The organism is Aureibaculum flavum, assembly GCF_016406085.1.
Classification (GTDB): Bacteria; Bacteroidota; Bacteroidia; order Flavobacteriales; family Flavobacteriaceae; genus Aureibaculum; species Aureibaculum flavum.
On record NZ_JAEHFJ010000002.1, the window covers coordinates 369037 to 387591 of the forward strand.

The following is an 18555-nucleotide window of genomic DNA, read 5'->3' on the forward strand; positions in this document are numbered from 1 at the left end:
TTTAAATGTTTATTTTTTAAAATGTTACTTGTAAACCTAACAAAAATGTTTTTGGCTGTGGATAATTACCTCTATCAATTCCTGTTTCAAAAGCTGTATTATTAATTACGGTAGAACTACCAATCTCTGGATCTAAACCTGAATAATCAGTAATTGTTACTAAATTTTGTCCACTTACATAAACTTTAAAATTAGAAAATAAACCTTTTCCAAAAGTATCTTCAGGGAAGGTATATCCGATAGATAAGTTTTTAAGCCTTGTATAAGATCCGTTTTCAACAAAACGATCTGAAATTGAAACGTTTTGAGGTGCACCTGCAGCTCTAGGAATACTATTAGAAGCATTGGTAGGTGTCCATCTATCTAATACAGCAGTACCTGAGTTAAACAATCTCGGCATACCTTCTAAATCATAAATATTTGTATTAAAAATTTCATTACCTGCTACTCCAGTAATAAACATATTAAGATCCCAATTTTTATAGTCAGCACTTAAGTTTAAACCGTAAGTTACATCTGGGTATGGATTACCAATTATTGTTCTATCTGAAGAAGTAATATCTCCATCACCATTATGATCTACAAAACGAATATCTCCAGGTTGTACTATAGTCTGTCCCGGATTAGCTGTAAATACAGCATCAACCTCAGCTTGCGTTTGATAAATACCATCTGTCTCTAAACCGTAAAAATAAAATAACGATTCACCTACTGTTATTCTAGAAATATCATTTTGTTCAAATGTAGCTCCAGTAATTTCCTCTAAAACACCTAAAGATTTAACTTCATTTGTACTAGTTCCTAAGTTCAAATTAGCAGACCAACTAAAGTCTTCACCATAATGATTATACCCTAAATTTAATTCAAAACCAGTGGTTTCAACAGAACCTACATTTTCAGTAATTGTTCCTACATTAAATCCTAAAGAAACAGGAGTTGTTCTACTCATCAATAAATCATCACTTGTATTTTTATAATATTCTATAGAACCTGTGATTTTTTCATTAAACAATCCAAAATCCAAACCGATATTAACCATAGTTGTTTCCTCCCATTTTAAATCAGGGTTTGCTAATCCGTTTGCCGTTGTACCTACTGCAGCTGCACCGCCAATTGGATAAATAAAATCACTTGTTAATGTTGAACTGTATAAGTAATTAGAAATATTATCGTTACCTACAACACCCCAACTACCTCTTAGTTTTAAGTTACTGAATTTTGTATCAGCCATAAAATCTTCTTTGGCCATATTCCAACCTAACGCTAATGATGGAAAAGTACCCCAACGGTTATTTTCACCAAAACGTGAAGAAGCATCTCTACGGATAGAAGCTGCAAAAATATACTTGCCATCAAAATTATAATTAACTCTAGCTAAATAACCAATTCTATTGGTTTCATAAGAACTACTGCTTAATGCAGAAGATTCATTTGATAGTTGGTCAACTTCATCACTAATAGGGTTTCTACTTTCAGCTGCAGTATTATCAATAGTATTTTCATATTTTTCAGCTACTAACAACACATCAAAATTATGAACATCAGCAATGGTTTTTTCATAGTTTAAACTATTGGTAAAGGTTACCGTTTGACCTACTCCGCTATTTTTATTAATTAACGCAAAAGTCTGAGTATGTGTAGCACCTTCACTATCATCATTATAAGAAGGTATAAAGCTATTGTTATTATAAGTGTAATAATCCAATCCTACTTGAGTTCTAAATTTCAGACCATCAATAATTTCATATTCTCCATAAATACTACCTGTTATTGCAGTCGTTTTATTTAAAGAATTTCCTAAAGATTGAACCCTTACTGGATTTTCAGAATCTTGACCATCTAAAGAAGAATTTGGACCTTGATAACCACCTAAATTGTCAGCATTATAGACACTTAAATAAGGTGCCATTTTTATAGCATGCTCAATTAAAGACCGTGCACCGGCTTGACGTTCTGGATTTTGACTATTAAACGAAATCGCCATCGTTTCTCCTATTTTCAGCTTACCAACAGAAAAATCACTGTTAGCTCTAAAAGAATATCTTTTAAATCCAGTTTCAATTACAGTTCCTTCTTGATCTAAAATACCCGCTGAAAATCTATAATTAGAATTTTCATTTCCACCAGAAACGCTTAAATCATAATTTTGAATCAAGCCATCTTGGAAAATTTCATCTTGCCAATTTGTATTCACACCAGACGAACTGCTTGGAGAAGCTGGCACAACACCAAAAGCATCTGAAGCATATTGTAAATATTGTTGTGTATTTAACACATCATATCTTTGCGTTACCGTTTGAATACCTGCAGAAGTATTAAAGGAAATTTTGGCTTTACCTGATTTTCCTTTTTTAGTAGTTACCATAACTACACCATTAGAACCTTGCGATCCATAAATTGCCGTTGTGGAAGCATCTTTTAAAACGTTTACAGATTCAATATCATTGGTACTAATTCCTGCTAAGCTACCCGTAATAACACCATCAATAACATATAATGGACCATTATTACCTACCGTACCCAAACCTCTAATTCTTACCACTGGAGATGTTCCAGGAGAACCACTGTTTATTACAGTTACACCAGATGCTCTTCCTTGCAGGGCTTGTTCTGCGGTTGCAACCGGAATTGCCGCTAGCTCATCTGAATCAATTGAAGCAATTGCTCCCGTAACCTCGGCTCTACTTTGTGTTCCATAACCTACAACAACAACCTCGTCTAAAGATTCAGCTGATTCTAATAAGGTTACATTAATAGTTGTTTTGTCACCAACAGTAATTGTTTGTGTACTCATTCCAATAAAACTGAATGATAATTGATCTGTTGCACTTACATCTTCAATTTGATATTTACCATCAAAATCAGTAGTTACACCATTACTTGTTCCAACCACGAGAATTGTAACTCCCGGCAGTGTCATCCCGTCACTATCTATCACCGTTCCACTCACGGTTTTAGTTTGTGCAAGAACACTTTGTGTGCAAATCATCACCAAAGCGATCATTGCGATTTTAAGCTTCATCATATTTAATTATATTTAAGTTAGTAAAATTCTTAGTTTGATATTTCTTTTTGGTAAAAAACATATACAATTGTATTCATAATATAAGAGAATTGCGTCCTGTACTACCCTGACCTTAATGGTATGCTTTTTACTAAAGTTCAAATATAAAGAGTAGTACTATAAATTATATAATACAAATCATGCATGCCGTAATACATTTGTTGCAAAATACCCTAAACATGGTTAAAATAGCGTATTAACATATTGAATGCATCATTTGTATTATTCAAAAAAAGTCTCAAAAATTGTGTCAATTGACATAATTTTCATTGTTTTTTTACGGATTTTACATTTTATACAACGCAAAAAAAGTGTTCATTACTCCAATTTTTAGGTTTATTTCACAAGTAATTATCGAACATTACGATAGGATGAAACAAATTGTAGATATACATTTTTTGTTCAACTGAAGTTAATTGTACAACTTCTATTATTATTTAACCTTAACCTCGGTAGGTAAAATTCCGAAGTGAGCTTTAAAACATTTTGTAAAATAAGAAGGAGATGCAAAACCTACTTGATAGCAAATTTCGCTTATTGTGGCACTGCCGCTTTCTAGCAATTGATTTGCTCTTTGCAGCCTAATATTCCTTATAAATTCATTAACCGTTTGCCCAGTAAGCATTTTAACTTTTCTATATAACTGACTGCGACTGAGATTTAACTGAGATGCTAGAATTTCGACACTGAGATTTGAATCACTAATATTATCATTAATGTAAGTCAAAATTTTCTGAATAAATTCTTTATCTATGGATGTTGCATTTTTATTTTCTTCTGCTCCGCTGATTTCACTAAAATATTTATTAAAGATTAATTTCCTACTATGTATTAATTGTGCCAATCTTAATTTAACCAACCTCATATCAAATGGCTTTTTCATATAGGCATCTGCTCCAATTTCAACACTTTCTATTCTATCATCTAATTTAGACTTCGCGGTAAGCACTAAAATTGGAATATGACTGGTTCTAATATCACTTTTAATTTTTTTACAAAACTCTAACCCATCCATTTCAGGCATAATAATATCAGTAATAATAATATCTGGCAAATTTTCATGAGCCAACTTTAAACCCTCAACACCATTGTTAGCTACTATTATTTTATAATACTCCTTTAATTCACCTCTTAGATAGTCTCTTAATTCTACATTATCCTCAACAATTAAAAGCGTATCCGTTTTTATGATTTTATCCTCTAATTCAATTTTACTATGCTCTTCAGAACCCTGTTTTAAGAAAGGTTGCTTATTTCTAACAAACACTTCCGGCTCACCTACAATAGCCAGCTCACTTTTATCTAAATGCTCTTTACCAAAGGGCAATAACACTTTAAAAGTTGTTCCACTACCTATTTCACTTTCAACATCTATAACACCGTGATGTAACCTAACAAAACTTTGAACAACCTCCAGACCAATACCTGTTCCTCCATAATATGCTTTATTTAAGTTATCTACTTGATAAAATCTTTCAAATATTTTTGTTAATTGCTCTTGTTCTAAACCTGGTCCTGTATCAGCGACGCTAATCATTACATATTCTTTAATAGTTAGATTATTATTTAATTGCTCTACCGCATTGGCATCTCTCATTGAGATTTCTAAGGTAATGGCCCCTCCTTCTGGAGTTACTTTAAATGCATTGGATAAAATATTAAAAATAATCTTTTCAAGCATATTTTTATCTGCCCATAAATCTAACTCTAAAACATCTGCATCTACATTCAGATAAATATTTCTCCGTGTAGCCTCCTCTTTAAAGTAACTCACTATATCTTCACAAAATGAAATTAGATTAATTTTATTGGCTTTTATTTTTAATTTATGCTGCTCTAATTTTCTAAAATCCATTAACTCATTGGTCAATCTAGATAATCGTTTTGCATTTTTTTCAATAATTTGTAATTTGTCTTTTACATTTCCAGAAAGGTCTGCGACTTTATCATTGAGGAGATTGGCTAACGGACTTAGAATAAGTGTTAACGGCGTTCTAAACTCATGCGAAATATTTGTAAAAAATTGAAATTTCTTGTCATTCAGGTCCTCTTCTTGCAACCTTTTATCTCTTTCATTAGCAATAACACGCTTTTCTCGTATTCTATTTTGGATTATGCTGTTAAATAAATATATAATCAATAACAACAAGGCAAAGTAGGTTAAAAATGCCCAGGTAGTTTTCCACCAAGGTGGTAATATTTTAATAGACAAACTTAAGGGTACTTCATTCCAGATACCATCATTGTTAGCCGCTTTTAATTTAAAAACATACTCTCCATGATTTAAATGCGTATATGTAGCACTGCGTAAATTGCCCACATAATTCCAAGAACTTTCTAAACCTTCCAAGTAATAGGCATACTGATTTTTTTCAGGTCTTGTATAATTAATAGCGGCAAATTCTATTGTAAATACAGATTGTGAATTATCTAATATAATACTTTCTGTTTCTGCAATAACTTTTTTTAAGGGAGAGTTTTTTTGATATGGCAGTACTGATTCATTAAATAATTTAAACCCTACTAAATATAATGAAGGTACACTATTGTTAATTTTTATGTCTTTCGGATTAAAATAATCTACCCCTTTGTAATTACCGAAATACAGAATACCTTCTTTATCTCGTAATGCAGCATTAAAATTAAAATCGTTGGAAAGTAGACCATCATTAACTGTATAATTGATAAAAGTATTACTCTTTCTATCTAATTTTGAGATGCCTTCATTACCTGTTAGCCATAAATCTCCTTCTTTACTTTGAATAATTCCTGCAACATTTTCCTCTTGTAAACCAGATAGTCTATTGTACCACTCTAGCTCATCATTATTAATATTGTATTTACATAAACCGGCCCCTCTAGTACCAATCCATAAAATATTATCAGTACCTAAGTGTAATGATAAAATATGATTAGCACTGGCATAATTACCATATTTTGCAGACAACCTTTTTTCCATAGAAACTATTGAAAACTGGCCATTTGGTAGTTTTTTTATCCTAAATAACCCCTTTGTAGTACCTAACCATATGTTACTTTCTGTATCAATCAACACTTTTCTAACATCACTTGTAGTAATACCATTTTCAACAAAAGGTTTTGACTTATAGTGCGTAATTTCTTTACTAACTGGATCAAAAGAGTGAAGTCCTTTAAAAAAAGTTCCTATCCAAATAGTACCGTTAGGATCTTCACTTATGGTTAAAATGGTATTTGATGTTAGCTTACCTTTGGTGTTATTTACATTGTAATTGATAAATTTAGTATGCCCTTTTTTAAGCAAAAAAATGCCACTATCCCAACTTCCTGCCCATATATTCTCTTTACTATCAATAAATATGGTTTCAATATAATCACTCGTTAATCCAGAATAGGGATAATTGTCGACTTTATTAATGTGTGTGTATTTATCTGTTTTCGGATTATAAATATCAATACCTCCACCATCCATACCAATCCACAACCTTTCTGATTTATCTTTTACAATTCCCATAACGGAATTTGCTTTTAACGAATTTGGATTACGTGAAAGGCTCTCTATATTTCTAAACTTGTCATACAAATTATCGCTTACGGCAACACCACTATTATAGTACCCCATCCAAATTCTTTTATTTGTATCTATAAATAATGACCATATAGAATTGGAATGGATACTTTTTTCATCTTGTTTGTTAATCAAATAATTTTTTATCACCTTTCCTGAGGTCTCCAAATGAAAAAGGCCATCATTCTCGGTACCAATCATAAGTGTTTCATCTTCCAATTGAACCATTGACATAATCATCTTATCCGATATTGTATAATGTTTAGGTTCAATTAATTTATTTCGGCCATTACCAATCCTAAATTTATAAATACCCTCAGATAAAGTACCCACCCAAAGGTTATTCTCTTTATCTACTAACATCGTTTCAATAAAACTATCTATAGGCACATTCTTCTCACCATCATTTATTACCGAATCCACTAATGAATTTGTTTCAATGTCAACTTCTTTAAGTCCTAAATTTGTACCTACAAATACCCTTCCAGATCCGGCTAACTGAATACAATTAATGTTAATTATAACGGATTGATTATTTAAATTTGAATTAGAAACCTTCTCGACCTCAAAACTTTCCAAATTCAACCTAAATAATCCTTGCCCATAAGTTCCAACATAAAGATTACCCAAACTATCTTGCTCAATACTGCGTATGGAAGCATTGGTTCTTTTAATGTTACCTAGAGAAATTTTTTTAAATTGGTCTAAATCTTGATTGTACAAATTCAGTCCCTCTTCTGTTCCAACCCATATTCTATTTTTAGAATCTACCTTTGCACAATTAACGAGACTATTACTTATAGAGCTGGTATCATTTAATTTATGTTTGTACGAAATATGATCAATACCGTCATATCGTATCAATCCAGTTCCATTAGTTCCCATCCAAATAATACCGTACTGATCTTGAATAATTGTAGAAATGGCTACATTAGAAATACCATTTTTTATATTGACAAAACTGTAGTCCAATTTTGGCAATTGTGCAGACAGATTACTTGTAAAAAAACAACAAACAGCAAGAAATAATAACATCAGTTTTTTCAAACTTACTCTATTAACTGCACTGTTACTATCCTTTAGCATAAATCTGTAATTATTTTTTAAACGTATTGAAAATTTTTATTGTATTAAAATAAGCGGATTCTAAAATAAAAAAAATACTTAATATTTCATTGCTAATATTAAGTACCTCTTCGTAAGCATATACATATTCGGCATAATAAGCACACCTATCTTGGCAAAAAGGATGAACTATCACTAAATCGTTACTTATTAACAATAAGCTACTTAACAGAGAATTTATAAGTAGTATTGGACGTGTAAATATCATCAACATTCAATACCACCGATGGAAAATTGGGCTGATTAGGAGAATCTGGATAATGCTGTGTTTCCAAACAAAACCCTGTTCTTTTACCATGGTTACCATTTAGGAAATTACCTGTATAAAACTGAACTCCGGGTTCATCTGAAAAAACCTCAAGAACTCTTCCACTTTCTTCATGATATGCCTTTGCAATTAATCGCGTACCCTCATTTTGATTATTCAAAACCCAGTTATGATCATAGCCAGAACCAAACTTCATTTGTTCGTTTTCAGCTTCAATATCATCGCCAATTGTTTTAAATGTTCTAAAATCAAAAGGTGTTCCACTTACCACCACAGGTTCTCCTATTGGAATCAAATTTTTATTAACTGCCAACATTTTATCTCCTAGTATTTGTAATTTATGATCTAAAATATCATTTTTAAAATTACCCGATAAATTAAAATAGGAGTGATTTGTTAAATTAATTATTGTTTTTTTATCTGTAGTCGCCTCATATAAGATATCTAAAGCATTATCAGAATTTAAGGTAAATGTTACGGTTGTATTTACATTTCCTGGAAATCCCTCTTCCATGTCTTTACTTAGATAGTTTAAAACCAAAGAAACAGAATTTTTATCTGATTTAGTAGTGGCGTTCCAAACTACATTATCAAAGCCTTTATCGCCACCATGCAAACTATTTGGAGCATTGTTTAAAGCTAAGGTATATTCTTTTCCATCTAAGGTAAATTTACCATTTGCAATACGGTTTCCAAAACGCCCAATAGTGGCTCCCAAATAAGAATCACCATTTATATATTGGGGTAACGAATCGTAACCTAAAACAACATTCTCTATTACACCTTTTTTATTAGGCACTTTAATAGATTTTATTATTCCTCCATAATTTATTATTTCAACCTCAACACCATTTTTATTTTTTAAGGTAAAACAGTCTATAGAAATTCCATCAGGAGTAGTTCCATACTTACTTTTATTAATAGTCATAGCATGATTTTTTAAAGCGTCATCCTTTAAATTTAAACTGCTTTTTATATCCTTTTTACATTGAAATAAAAAACAAACGGAAATTACAATTAATAAGTTACCAATAAATTTGTTCTGACGTTTCATTATATAAAAAAGTTAACCGATGAAATTTGATTCACCGGCTAACTCATTAAAAAAAATTCTTAATTACCTTTAGCGTAATCGGCTAAAAACTGAGCCAATCCACTATCTGTTAGAGGGTGTTTCAATAATCCCGTGATTGATGATAAAGGTCCAGTCATTACATCTGAGCCTATTTTTGCACAGTTAATTACGTGCATTGTATTTCTAATAGAAGCGGCTAATATTTGAGTTTTGAAACCATAGTTATCATAAACAAGTCTAATTTCTTCTATTAAATTCAATCCATCTGTTGAAATATCATCTAGACGTCCTAAAAATGGAGAAACATAAGTAGCTCCTGCTTTGGCAGCTAACAATGCTTGCCCAACTGAAAACACTAATGTTACATTTGTTTTAATGCCTTTATCTGAAAAGTATTTACAAGCTTTAACACCTGCTGCAATCATTGGTAATTTCACAACAATTTGAGGATTTAAGGCTGCTAACTCTTCACCTTGTTTTACCATTCCATCATAATCTGTTGCAATAACCTCTGCAGATACATCACCCTCAACGGCTTCACAGATATCACGGTAATGTTGTAAAATATTTTCAGCTCCAGTAATTCCTTCTTTCGCCATTAATGATGGATTTGTTGTTACACCATCTAATACTCCTAAATCTTGAGCTTCTTTAATCTGGTCAAGATTTGCTGTGTCTATAAAAAATTTCATATAATTTGTTTTTATAAGGTTTTTAAATATTCTAATACTTCATTGCTTACTTTCTCTCCAGTAAATCCGAATTTTTCATCAAGCACATTTGCCGGAGCAGAGTACCCAAAGTGATCTAATCCGAAGACACTACCGTTACCTCCAACTAATCCTTGTAGATTTACAGGTAAACCTGCCGTTAAACCAAACAATGGCTTATCATTAGGAATTACACTTTTTTGATAGTCTTTAGACTGTAATCTGAACAAACCTTCTGAAATTATTGAAGCAATGCTCACTTTTAATCCATTTTTAGACTCTAAAATTTCAGCTGCAGCAACCAAAGTGGCAACTTCTGATCCGTTGGCTATTAAAACAACATCTGGATTTTCAACTTCTTTCACTAAATAACCTCCTTTTTCTGACGCTAAAGCTTCACTATATCTTGAAGAACCAATTGCTTCTAAATCTTTAATACCTTGTCTTGAAAGTATTAAACCTGAAGGTGTACTTTTATTCTCCAACGCCATTTTCCATGCTACGCTTGTTTCTGCTGAATCAGCAGGTCTTAAGGCTAAAAAACTTGGATCACCGCTATGATTTTTTAATTTTTCTAACAATCGCAATTGAGCTTCTTGCTCAACTGGCTGATGTGTAGGTCCATCTTCTCCTACGCGGAAAGCATCATGTGTCCACACATACTTTACAGGTAACTCTTGAATACAACTCAATCGAATGGCTGGTTTCATATAATCTGAAAACACAAAGAATGTTGCTACTACTGGGATAATTCCACCATGTAATGCAATACCATTTGCAATACAAGCCATTGTTAACTCCGCAACACCTGCCTGTAGGAATGAACCACTAAAGTCTCCTTTTTGTAATGCATGTGTTTTCTTTAAAAAGCCATCCGTTTTATCACTATTTGATAAATCTGCAGATGACACAATCATATTTTCCACATTTTCAGCTAAATACGCTAACACATTAGAAGAAGCTGCTCTCGTTGCCAATCCTGCTTTTTGCTCTATAGATTCAAAATCTAATTCTGGTAACTCTCCAGATAAAAAGAAATCTAATTTTTTAGCTAATGCTTCATTTTCACTTTTCCAAGTCGCAATTTCTGATTTCTTTTTCGCCGCTTCAGCAGTTTTTTGTGCTATCAAGTTTTTATAAAATTGCTCTACATCAGCAAAAATATCAAATGGACTTTCAGTATTTGCCCCTAAATTTACCATTGTTTTTGCGTAATCTGCCCCCGTATTTCCAATAGGCTGACCGTGTAATTCACAATAGCCTTCAAACATACTTCCATCAGCGGCAACACAACCTTTACCCATTATGGTTTTACCAATAATTAAAGTAGGTCTTTCTGTCTCATTATTTGCATCAGTTAATGCTTTTCTAATTTCATCATGGTTATGACCATCTATAGTCAATACATTCCATCCCCAAGCTTTATACTTCATTTCAGTGTCTTCACTTGTCACCTCATCTGTAGAACTTGACAATTGAATATCATTAGAGTCATAAAACATAATAAAATTACTTAGGCCTAGATGTCCTGCAATTCTACCTGCTCCTTGCGAAATCTCTTCTTGAACACCACCATCAGAAATAAAACCATACGTTTTATAATTCATCCAATCTCCAAATCGAGCTTCTAAGAATTTAGTTGCAATAGCTGCTCCAACACCCATAGTATGTCCTTGACCTAATGGCCCAGAAGTATTCTCTATTCCTCTTTTTACATCAACTTCTGGATGACCAGGAGTTATTGAACCCCATTGTCTAAAATTGGCAACATCATCTTTCTTATAATTACCTAAAAGATAATACTGAGCATACATTAATGTTGATAAATGGCCTGCATCCATAAAAAAACGATCTCTAAACGGCCATGTCATATCTGTTGGATCATACTTAAAAAATTCTGAATATAAGATATGCATAAAATCTGCTCCACCCATTGGACCACCTGGGTGTCCCGAATTTGCCTTTTCTACCATTGCTACTGCTAATGCACGTATATTATCAGCTGCTTGTTGATCAATTTGTTTATTCATGTTTCTATTCTTAAATTAACATCGTTTAGTTCGTTATCTTTATTTTTTTTGTTATTACCTGAGTCGATGATGCATCTGCAATTCCATTAAAAGAAGGCTGTTTACCTCCAATTGAGACGGTAACCATTCCTTTTCTAATTTCTGCTTCTCCATTTTCTTTTATATAGGCATATTTCTCTGAAGAAATATTAAATTTTACAATTTTTGTTTCACCAGCCTTTAACTGAATCCGCTTAAAACCAACTAGTGATCTAATTGGAGTTTTTTCGTTACTCTCATCTAACGACACATATAATTGCACTACTTCATCTCCATTTAACGCTCCTGCATTAGTAACTTCCACTGATACTGGTATTTGTTCCCCAGTTTTTACGCCACTTGGCACAGCAAAATTTCGATATGTAAAGTTAGTATAACTTAATCCATGACCAAAAGGAAAAAGAGATTTTCCTTTAAAAAATTTATAAGTTCTATTTTCCATGTCATAAGATTTAAAATCTGGCAGATCATCAACGGACTTATAAAAGGTAACTGGTAGTCTTCCTGCAGGGTTATAATCTCCAAATAATACATCAGCAATTGCATTACCACCAAACTCTCCGGGATACCATGCTTCTAAAATTGCTGGAATATTTTCACCTGCCCAATTTATTGCCAAGGCACTTCCATTCATTAAAACCAAAATAGTTGGTTTACCCAATGCTTGAATTTCTTTCATTAGTTTAATTTGCGACTTTGGTAATGTAATTTCAGAGCGATCTCCTTTATCAAAACCCTCTAAAACGACCGGCATTTCTTCGCCTTCAATTTCAGGAGACAAGCCTAAACAAAGTATAATAACTTCTGCTTTTTTAGCGACTTCAATTGCAGGCTTTAATAAATCCTTATCTGTTTTAGCCCACAATAAATGTACTTGCGAATCTGTATGATGGTTCGTATATTCAATTTTTACAGTATATGCTTTTCCTTTTTCCAAATCCGCATCAAAATACCCCGTTTTAGGTTCGTGTTCATCAGTAAAATCAATTCTTAATGAATCATTAAAGTAAACTTTACCTCCAGTTCTCGCTTTAAGACCAATTCTATATTTACCTGTTTCTTCTGGAATTAACTCCCCTGTCCACTTGACTGAAAAATTATCACTTTTCAATTCTTTTATGGGCTTTTTTATTAACCAGCTAAAATCTACCATAACATCATTTCTACTAAATACTGGTTTCCCATCAAAATTTTCATTTTGATAATACTCACCATTTAAACCATTTACTTCTCCATTTTTAAGATTAGCTGATGGAATTGCAGTCAATAATGGCCAACCCGCAGCAATTTCACTTCCTTGAGAATAATACACTTTTGCATTTGGCAACTTGCTTGTTATTGCTTTTAAAGGTGTTATTTTATTATGTGGAGTTCCGTGGTAATTACCTAATAGAACTTGTTCAAAATCTGCATTTGGGCCAATAACAGCAATGGATTTGATATTTTTATTTAAGGGTAAAATATTATTCTCATTTTTTAACAATACCATTGCCTCTCTTGCTGCTTTTTCAGATAATGCATAATGCTCTGGACTACACACGACACTATAAGGTATTTTTGCCCATTTTACATTTTCATCTCCATCAAACATTCCTAATTTAAAACGAGCCATAAACAATCTCGATAACGCTAAGTCTATTTTATCTTCTTTAATGATATCTTTTAAAACCGCTTCCGTTAAGTTTGGATCAAAAACACTACCGCAATTTAAATCTGTACCTCTATCAACCGCCAATGCAGCAGCTTCTTCTGGAGTGTCAACAAGCTCATGTTTGTTTGGCTCCCAAAAATCACTAATTGCCCAACAGTCAGAAACTACATATCCGTCAAACTTCCACTCGTTACGTAATATATCTGTTAATAATAGATTACTACCACAACAGGCTTCATCATTATAACGATTATATGCACACATTACAGAATGTACTTTGGCGTCATTAACCGCCGCCTCAAATGCAGGTAAATAGGTTTGACGTAAATCACGATTAGAGGTGTGATAATTATCCTCATGTCTTGACTTTTCAGGACCACTATGTACCGCAAAATGTTTTGCTGTTGCTATAACTTTTAAATATTTTGGATCATCTCCTTGTAATGCCTTAATAAAATTAACTGCCATTTGACTCGTTAAAAAAGGATCTTCACCATATGTTTCTTGACCTCTACCCCATCTAGGATCTCTAAATATATTGATGTTAGGTGACCAAAATGTTAATCCCTGATAAATACCTCTTCTATTACTATTTGCAAAACTATGATGCTTTGCTCTTGCTTCATCAGATATTGCTGAACCTACCTTAAACATCAAATCCGGATTCCAAGTAGCACCCATACCGATTGCCTGAGGAAAAACAGTAGCTTCACCGGCTCTAGCAACACCGTGAAGGCATTCGTTCCACCAATTGTAGGTAGGTATGCCCAAACGAGATATTGCTGGAGCATCATATCTCATTTGAGACACCTTTTCTTTTAAGGTCATTTGAGAAATTAAATCAGCCACACGCTCTTCATTCGAAAGCGATGTATTTTGAAATTTAAATTGGCTTTGACTGAAGGAATTTAACACTCCAAAAAAGAACATTATAACTAATGCTATACTTGGTTTTTTAAAATGTGAAATGAGTTTCATAAACGTTGTGATAAATTAAATAGTTAGATTTTTTTGATAATAGCTCCAAAGCTTTTCCGTTTCAATTTTGAATTCACCTTTGGTTTCTGGTACAAATTTACACCTAGGTTTATCTAATACTTATCACAAATCAATCAACCTATAAGACAAATGATGCGTCTAATTAATTTACAATTAAATTTATAACAATTGTGGTATTTCAAAATACACAAAAGTGCTAAATTTATAAATAATTTAGCACCCTAAATAATGATTAAAAAACGCAGTTGAAGAAATTTGATTAAGGAAAGTTATGGTAATCTTTTGAAAACGTTTTTATTTTGAAGTGTCCGTTTAATCTTCAAATCAACCCCAAAATAAGGTATGCGAAATGAAGTTAAATTCATTATAAACTTAAGCTTTAAGAAATTCTAAGTTGTAGTAATTTAAAAAAGGATAAATTATGTTTTAGACATGACACCAATAACCATGACTGACCACTTATAACAACTTCTATTTAAAAATATTTCAGCCCATTTTACAATCCAAATAAAAATCATTAGGATTGTAAAGTTCACTGTGGATAAAACATATAAGCCTACCCACTGAAGTAGTTGAGTTTTAAATTTACTAAGTTCCTCTACGTTTATGAATCAAGTAATTTTAGCTCCTCAGCTGACTTGTTATTTCTTTAAAAGTATTCATTACTAAACCAACATCTACCGAATAAGAAATATATTGTACTCCAATATCTTTCCACATCTTTGCTTTTTCTGGAGACTCAGTAAATGTTCCAATAAACTTGCCATACTTTTTAGCTATTTCTACAGCACTTTTCATGGCATTAACTACTTTAGGGTCGTTAACCTGACCAGGAACTCCACAAGACTGAGATAAGTCATAAGGCCCCAAGAAGATCACATCAATCCCATCTACTTGTGCAATTTCCTCTAAGTTGTTAATACCTTCCATTCCTTCAATATGAATAATGGTAGTAATATCATCATTTGCTTTTCCAAAATGATCTGGAGCACTAATGTTTGTATATTCTGCTGCTCTTACATAACGACACATCCCTCTTTCTCCCTTAGGATAAAACTTAGTAGCCCTTACTACCTTTTCAGCATCAGCTTTTTTACATATTTGAGGTATTTGAATGCACTTAGCACCAACATCTAAGGTTCTAAGAATTAGTGTCTCAGAATTTTCTGTAACCCGCACAACTGGAGTAATTCCTCTAGCTTCAGCAGCTCTAATCATATTCTGAAGCGATTCAATACTGAAAGGACCATGTTCCATATCAATAATTACAAAGTCAAAACCACTTAATGCAGCGATTTCTACAATTGCAGGATCTTGAATTTTACAAAAAGGACCAAATACCGTTTTACCCTCCTTTAAACTATTTTGTAATACATTTTTACTCATAATTATAATGCTGAAGTTACACGTTTTTTAACTAAATAATCTTCTAAAGCGAGATGAGAACAGTCATGTCCAAGACCACTATTTTTAAATCCACCATGTGGTAAATAAATAGCATATTTTACACCATTAATTTGAATTTCTCCAAATTCTAGATCTTCTGTAAATCTTTCAATTCTCTTGTTATTATTTGTAAAAATGTAAGAAGCTAAACCAAATTCTGTATCATTTGCTAATTCTAAAACTTCATCATCAGTATCAAAAGGCATTACACCTGCTACTGGTCCAAAAATTTCTTCTCTAAACAATTTCATCTCTGTTGTAGTGCCTGAAACTATTGTTGGTTGAAACCAGTTTCCTCCTTCAGGTAATTCTTCAGGTATCTTACCACCATATTCTAATGTAGCACCTTTACTTACAGCATCTTCTATTAATTCAAACATTCTATCTCTAGCATCTCTAGATGCTAAGGGGCCCATAAAAACATCTTGATTTTCTTTAATACCAAAACCTATTTTTAATTCTGAAGCTCTTTTTACATACGCTTTTAAAAACTTATCATAGATACTTTTGTGAACAAAAATTCTATTTGCAGCCACACAAATTTGACCTGTATTACCAAATTTCAATCCAATTGCAAGGTCTAGAGCTAAATCTAAATCTGCATCCTCAAAAACAATAAAAGGAGCATTTCCTCCTAATTCCATTCCTAATTTTTTGATTGAAGTTGTACTATCTGCAATTATTCTTTGACCCGTTTGTGTAGAGCCAATCATCGTAATTACTGCTGGTATTTTACTTGTAGTCATTGGTGTTGCAACTTCTCTACTAGAACCTGCTAAAATAGTAACAACTCCTGCCGGAAAATTGATACTATGTAAAATTTCACCAACCATATAGGCTGATAATGGTGCTAATGTGGACGGTTTTATGATTAAAGAACAACCAGAAGCTAATGCTGGCCCTATTTTATAACCAACATTTAATAACGGAAAGTTCCATGCTAAATAAGCTAAGGCCACTCCTGCTGGTTTAGAAATCATTTTATGCGTATGTGTTCCTTCATAATCAGGAATCTGTTCTTCCCTCATATTTTTCATTGCATTAGGATACCATTCTAATGCTTCTGTTAGTCTTAAAATATCTTCTTCAGAACCTGCATAGGTTTTTCCCATTTCATGCACCATGGCATTTCTTAACTCGTCTTCTTTTTCTAAAATCGCATCACGCAATTTAAGCATCCATACTGTTCTTTCTTCTAATGAAAGTTTAGACCAAAATTTAAAACCTTTTTGTGAAGATATCAATGCTTTTTCGGCATCTGCTTTTCCCGCTTTAGCTACCTGAGCAATTACTTCTCCTGTTGCAGGGCAAATAACATCTTCTCTTTCCCCACTAACCGCATCAACTAATTGACCGTCAATGTATAATTTTTTATACCCGAAATTTTGAGTTTTCATTCGTTTTTTATTTTAATATTTTTCAATTACATCTTGTTTAGATGTTTCACAGATTGTATACTTACGTAAAACCTCCTCATCTATATCAATACCTAATCCTGGCCTATTAGGAACCTCTAACATACCATCTTTCATCTTTAATTTTGGAAACGATAAATTGTCTCTTAAACCATTTTCTGTTTGATCAAATTCCATCAAAAAATCGGGTTGATACATTCTTCCAGGAATAGATTCTATATTGGCTATAAAATGCAAAGCTACATGCAAGCCAATTGAAGTACCCCATGTGTGAGGTATTAAATCAATACCATTTGTACTTGCTAAAGCAGCTATCCTTTTTGCTTCAGTTAAACCTCCACTTGCACAAATATCTGGTTGAAGAATGTCTACTGATTTATTTTTGATTAACTCATTAAAGCCAAATCTTAAATATTCACATTCGCCACCAGCTATAGGAATACTTGTTCGTTGTCTTAACTCGTTATACTGTTCATAAAACTCAGGTGAAATTGGCTCTTCAAACCAAGCGATATCATATTTTTCTATTTTTATTGAAAGTTCAACGGCTTCTCTAAACGTATAGGCATGATTAGAATCGACCATAAGTTGTATATCTGGCCCTATAGTTTCTCTAATTAATTTAACATTAGCTACATCTTGTTTAATACCAAGACCAACTTTCATTTTTATAGCTTTATATCCTTGAGAAACATAAAGTTTAGCTTCTTCAACAAAACCATCCGAAAAATCGTTATGATTTGTAAAATATAAACCTGTTGCATAGGGTTGTATTTTTTTTCTATGAGCTCCACCTAATAAAGTTGAAACAGGAAGATTTAAAATTTTACCTTTTAAATCCCAAATAGCAATATCAATTGCACTTAAAGAGGCCATGTAAACACCACGTCTAGAAAAATCTAAGGTCTTTCGGTACATTTTGTTCCAAATGACTTCGTTTTCTAACGGGTTTTCACCAATAACGGTGGGTTTTAAAAGTTTAATACCAGCTTCTACCATTGTTGCAGGACCATAAGCTTCGCCCCAACCATACTGGCCATTAGATGCTGTTACTTTAACAATACATATACACCGTTCGGAATATTCCCATTGCGAAAAGAAAAAACTTTTTGATAGTGTGTCTTTAAGGACAAATGCTTCTATTTTTTCAATTGTCATAATTATAATCTTTATTAATGCAGCCTTA

General features: G+C 32.6%; 9 protein-coding genes. All 9 read right to left on the reverse strand.

Annotation, left to right across the window (positions count from 1 at the left end; genetic code table 11):
* Window positions 1–16: 16 nt before the first annotated feature.
* Window positions 17–3025, reverse strand: coding sequence for a SusC/RagA family TonB-linked outer membrane protein (locus tag JBL43_RS04945; RefSeq protein ID WP_198840359.1), 3009 nt, complete (start codon window positions 3023–3025; stop codon window positions 17–19).
* A gap of 472 nt (window positions 3026–3497) precedes the next feature.
* A complete protein-coding gene (locus JBL43_RS04950) occupies window positions 3498–7697 on the reverse strand; it encodes a hybrid sensor histidine kinase/response regulator transcription factor (protein ID WP_233098691.1) in 4200 nt (1399 codons plus the stop codon).
* A gap of 200 nt (window positions 7698–7897) precedes the next feature.
* Window positions 7898–9058, reverse strand: a complete 1161-nt coding sequence (locus JBL43_RS04955) for an aldose epimerase family protein (RefSeq protein WP_198840360.1) — start codon at window positions 9056–9058, stop codon at window positions 7898–7900.
* A gap of 59 nt (window positions 9059–9117) precedes the next feature.
* Window positions 9118–9771, reverse strand: coding sequence for a fructose-6-phosphate aldolase (fsa, locus tag JBL43_RS04960; RefSeq protein ID WP_198840361.1), 654 nt, complete (start codon window positions 9769–9771; stop codon window positions 9118–9120).
* 11 nt (window positions 9772–9782) lie between these two features.
* A complete protein-coding gene (locus JBL43_RS04965; RefSeq protein WP_117881665.1) occupies window positions 9783–11819 on the reverse strand; it encodes a transketolase family protein in 2037 nt (678 codons plus the stop codon).
* Window positions 11820–11844: 25 nt separating this feature from the next.
* Window positions 11845–14487 carry a glycoside hydrolase family 3 protein gene (locus JBL43_RS04970; RefSeq protein WP_198840362.1) on the reverse strand — a complete coding sequence of 881 codons (2643 nt, stop codon included), beginning with the start codon at window positions 14485–14487 and terminating at the stop codon, window positions 11845–11847.
* Window positions 14488–15129: 642 nt separating this feature from the next.
* Window positions 15130–15894, reverse strand: coding sequence for an HpcH/HpaI aldolase family protein (locus tag JBL43_RS04975; protein WP_198840363.1), 765 nt, complete (start codon window positions 15892–15894; stop codon window positions 15130–15132).
* A gap of 2 nt (window positions 15895–15896) precedes the next feature.
* Window positions 15897–17351, reverse strand: coding sequence for an aldehyde dehydrogenase family protein (locus tag JBL43_RS04980; RefSeq protein WP_198840364.1), 1455 nt, complete (start codon window positions 17349–17351; stop codon window positions 15897–15899).
* Between the two features lie 12 nt (window positions 17352–17363).
* On the reverse strand, window positions 17364–18527 hold the full coding sequence (locus tag JBL43_RS04985) for a mandelate racemase/muconate lactonizing enzyme family protein (protein WP_198840365.1): 1164 nt from the start codon (window positions 18525–18527) through the stop codon (window positions 17364–17366).
* Window positions 18528–18555 lie beyond the last annotated feature (28 nt).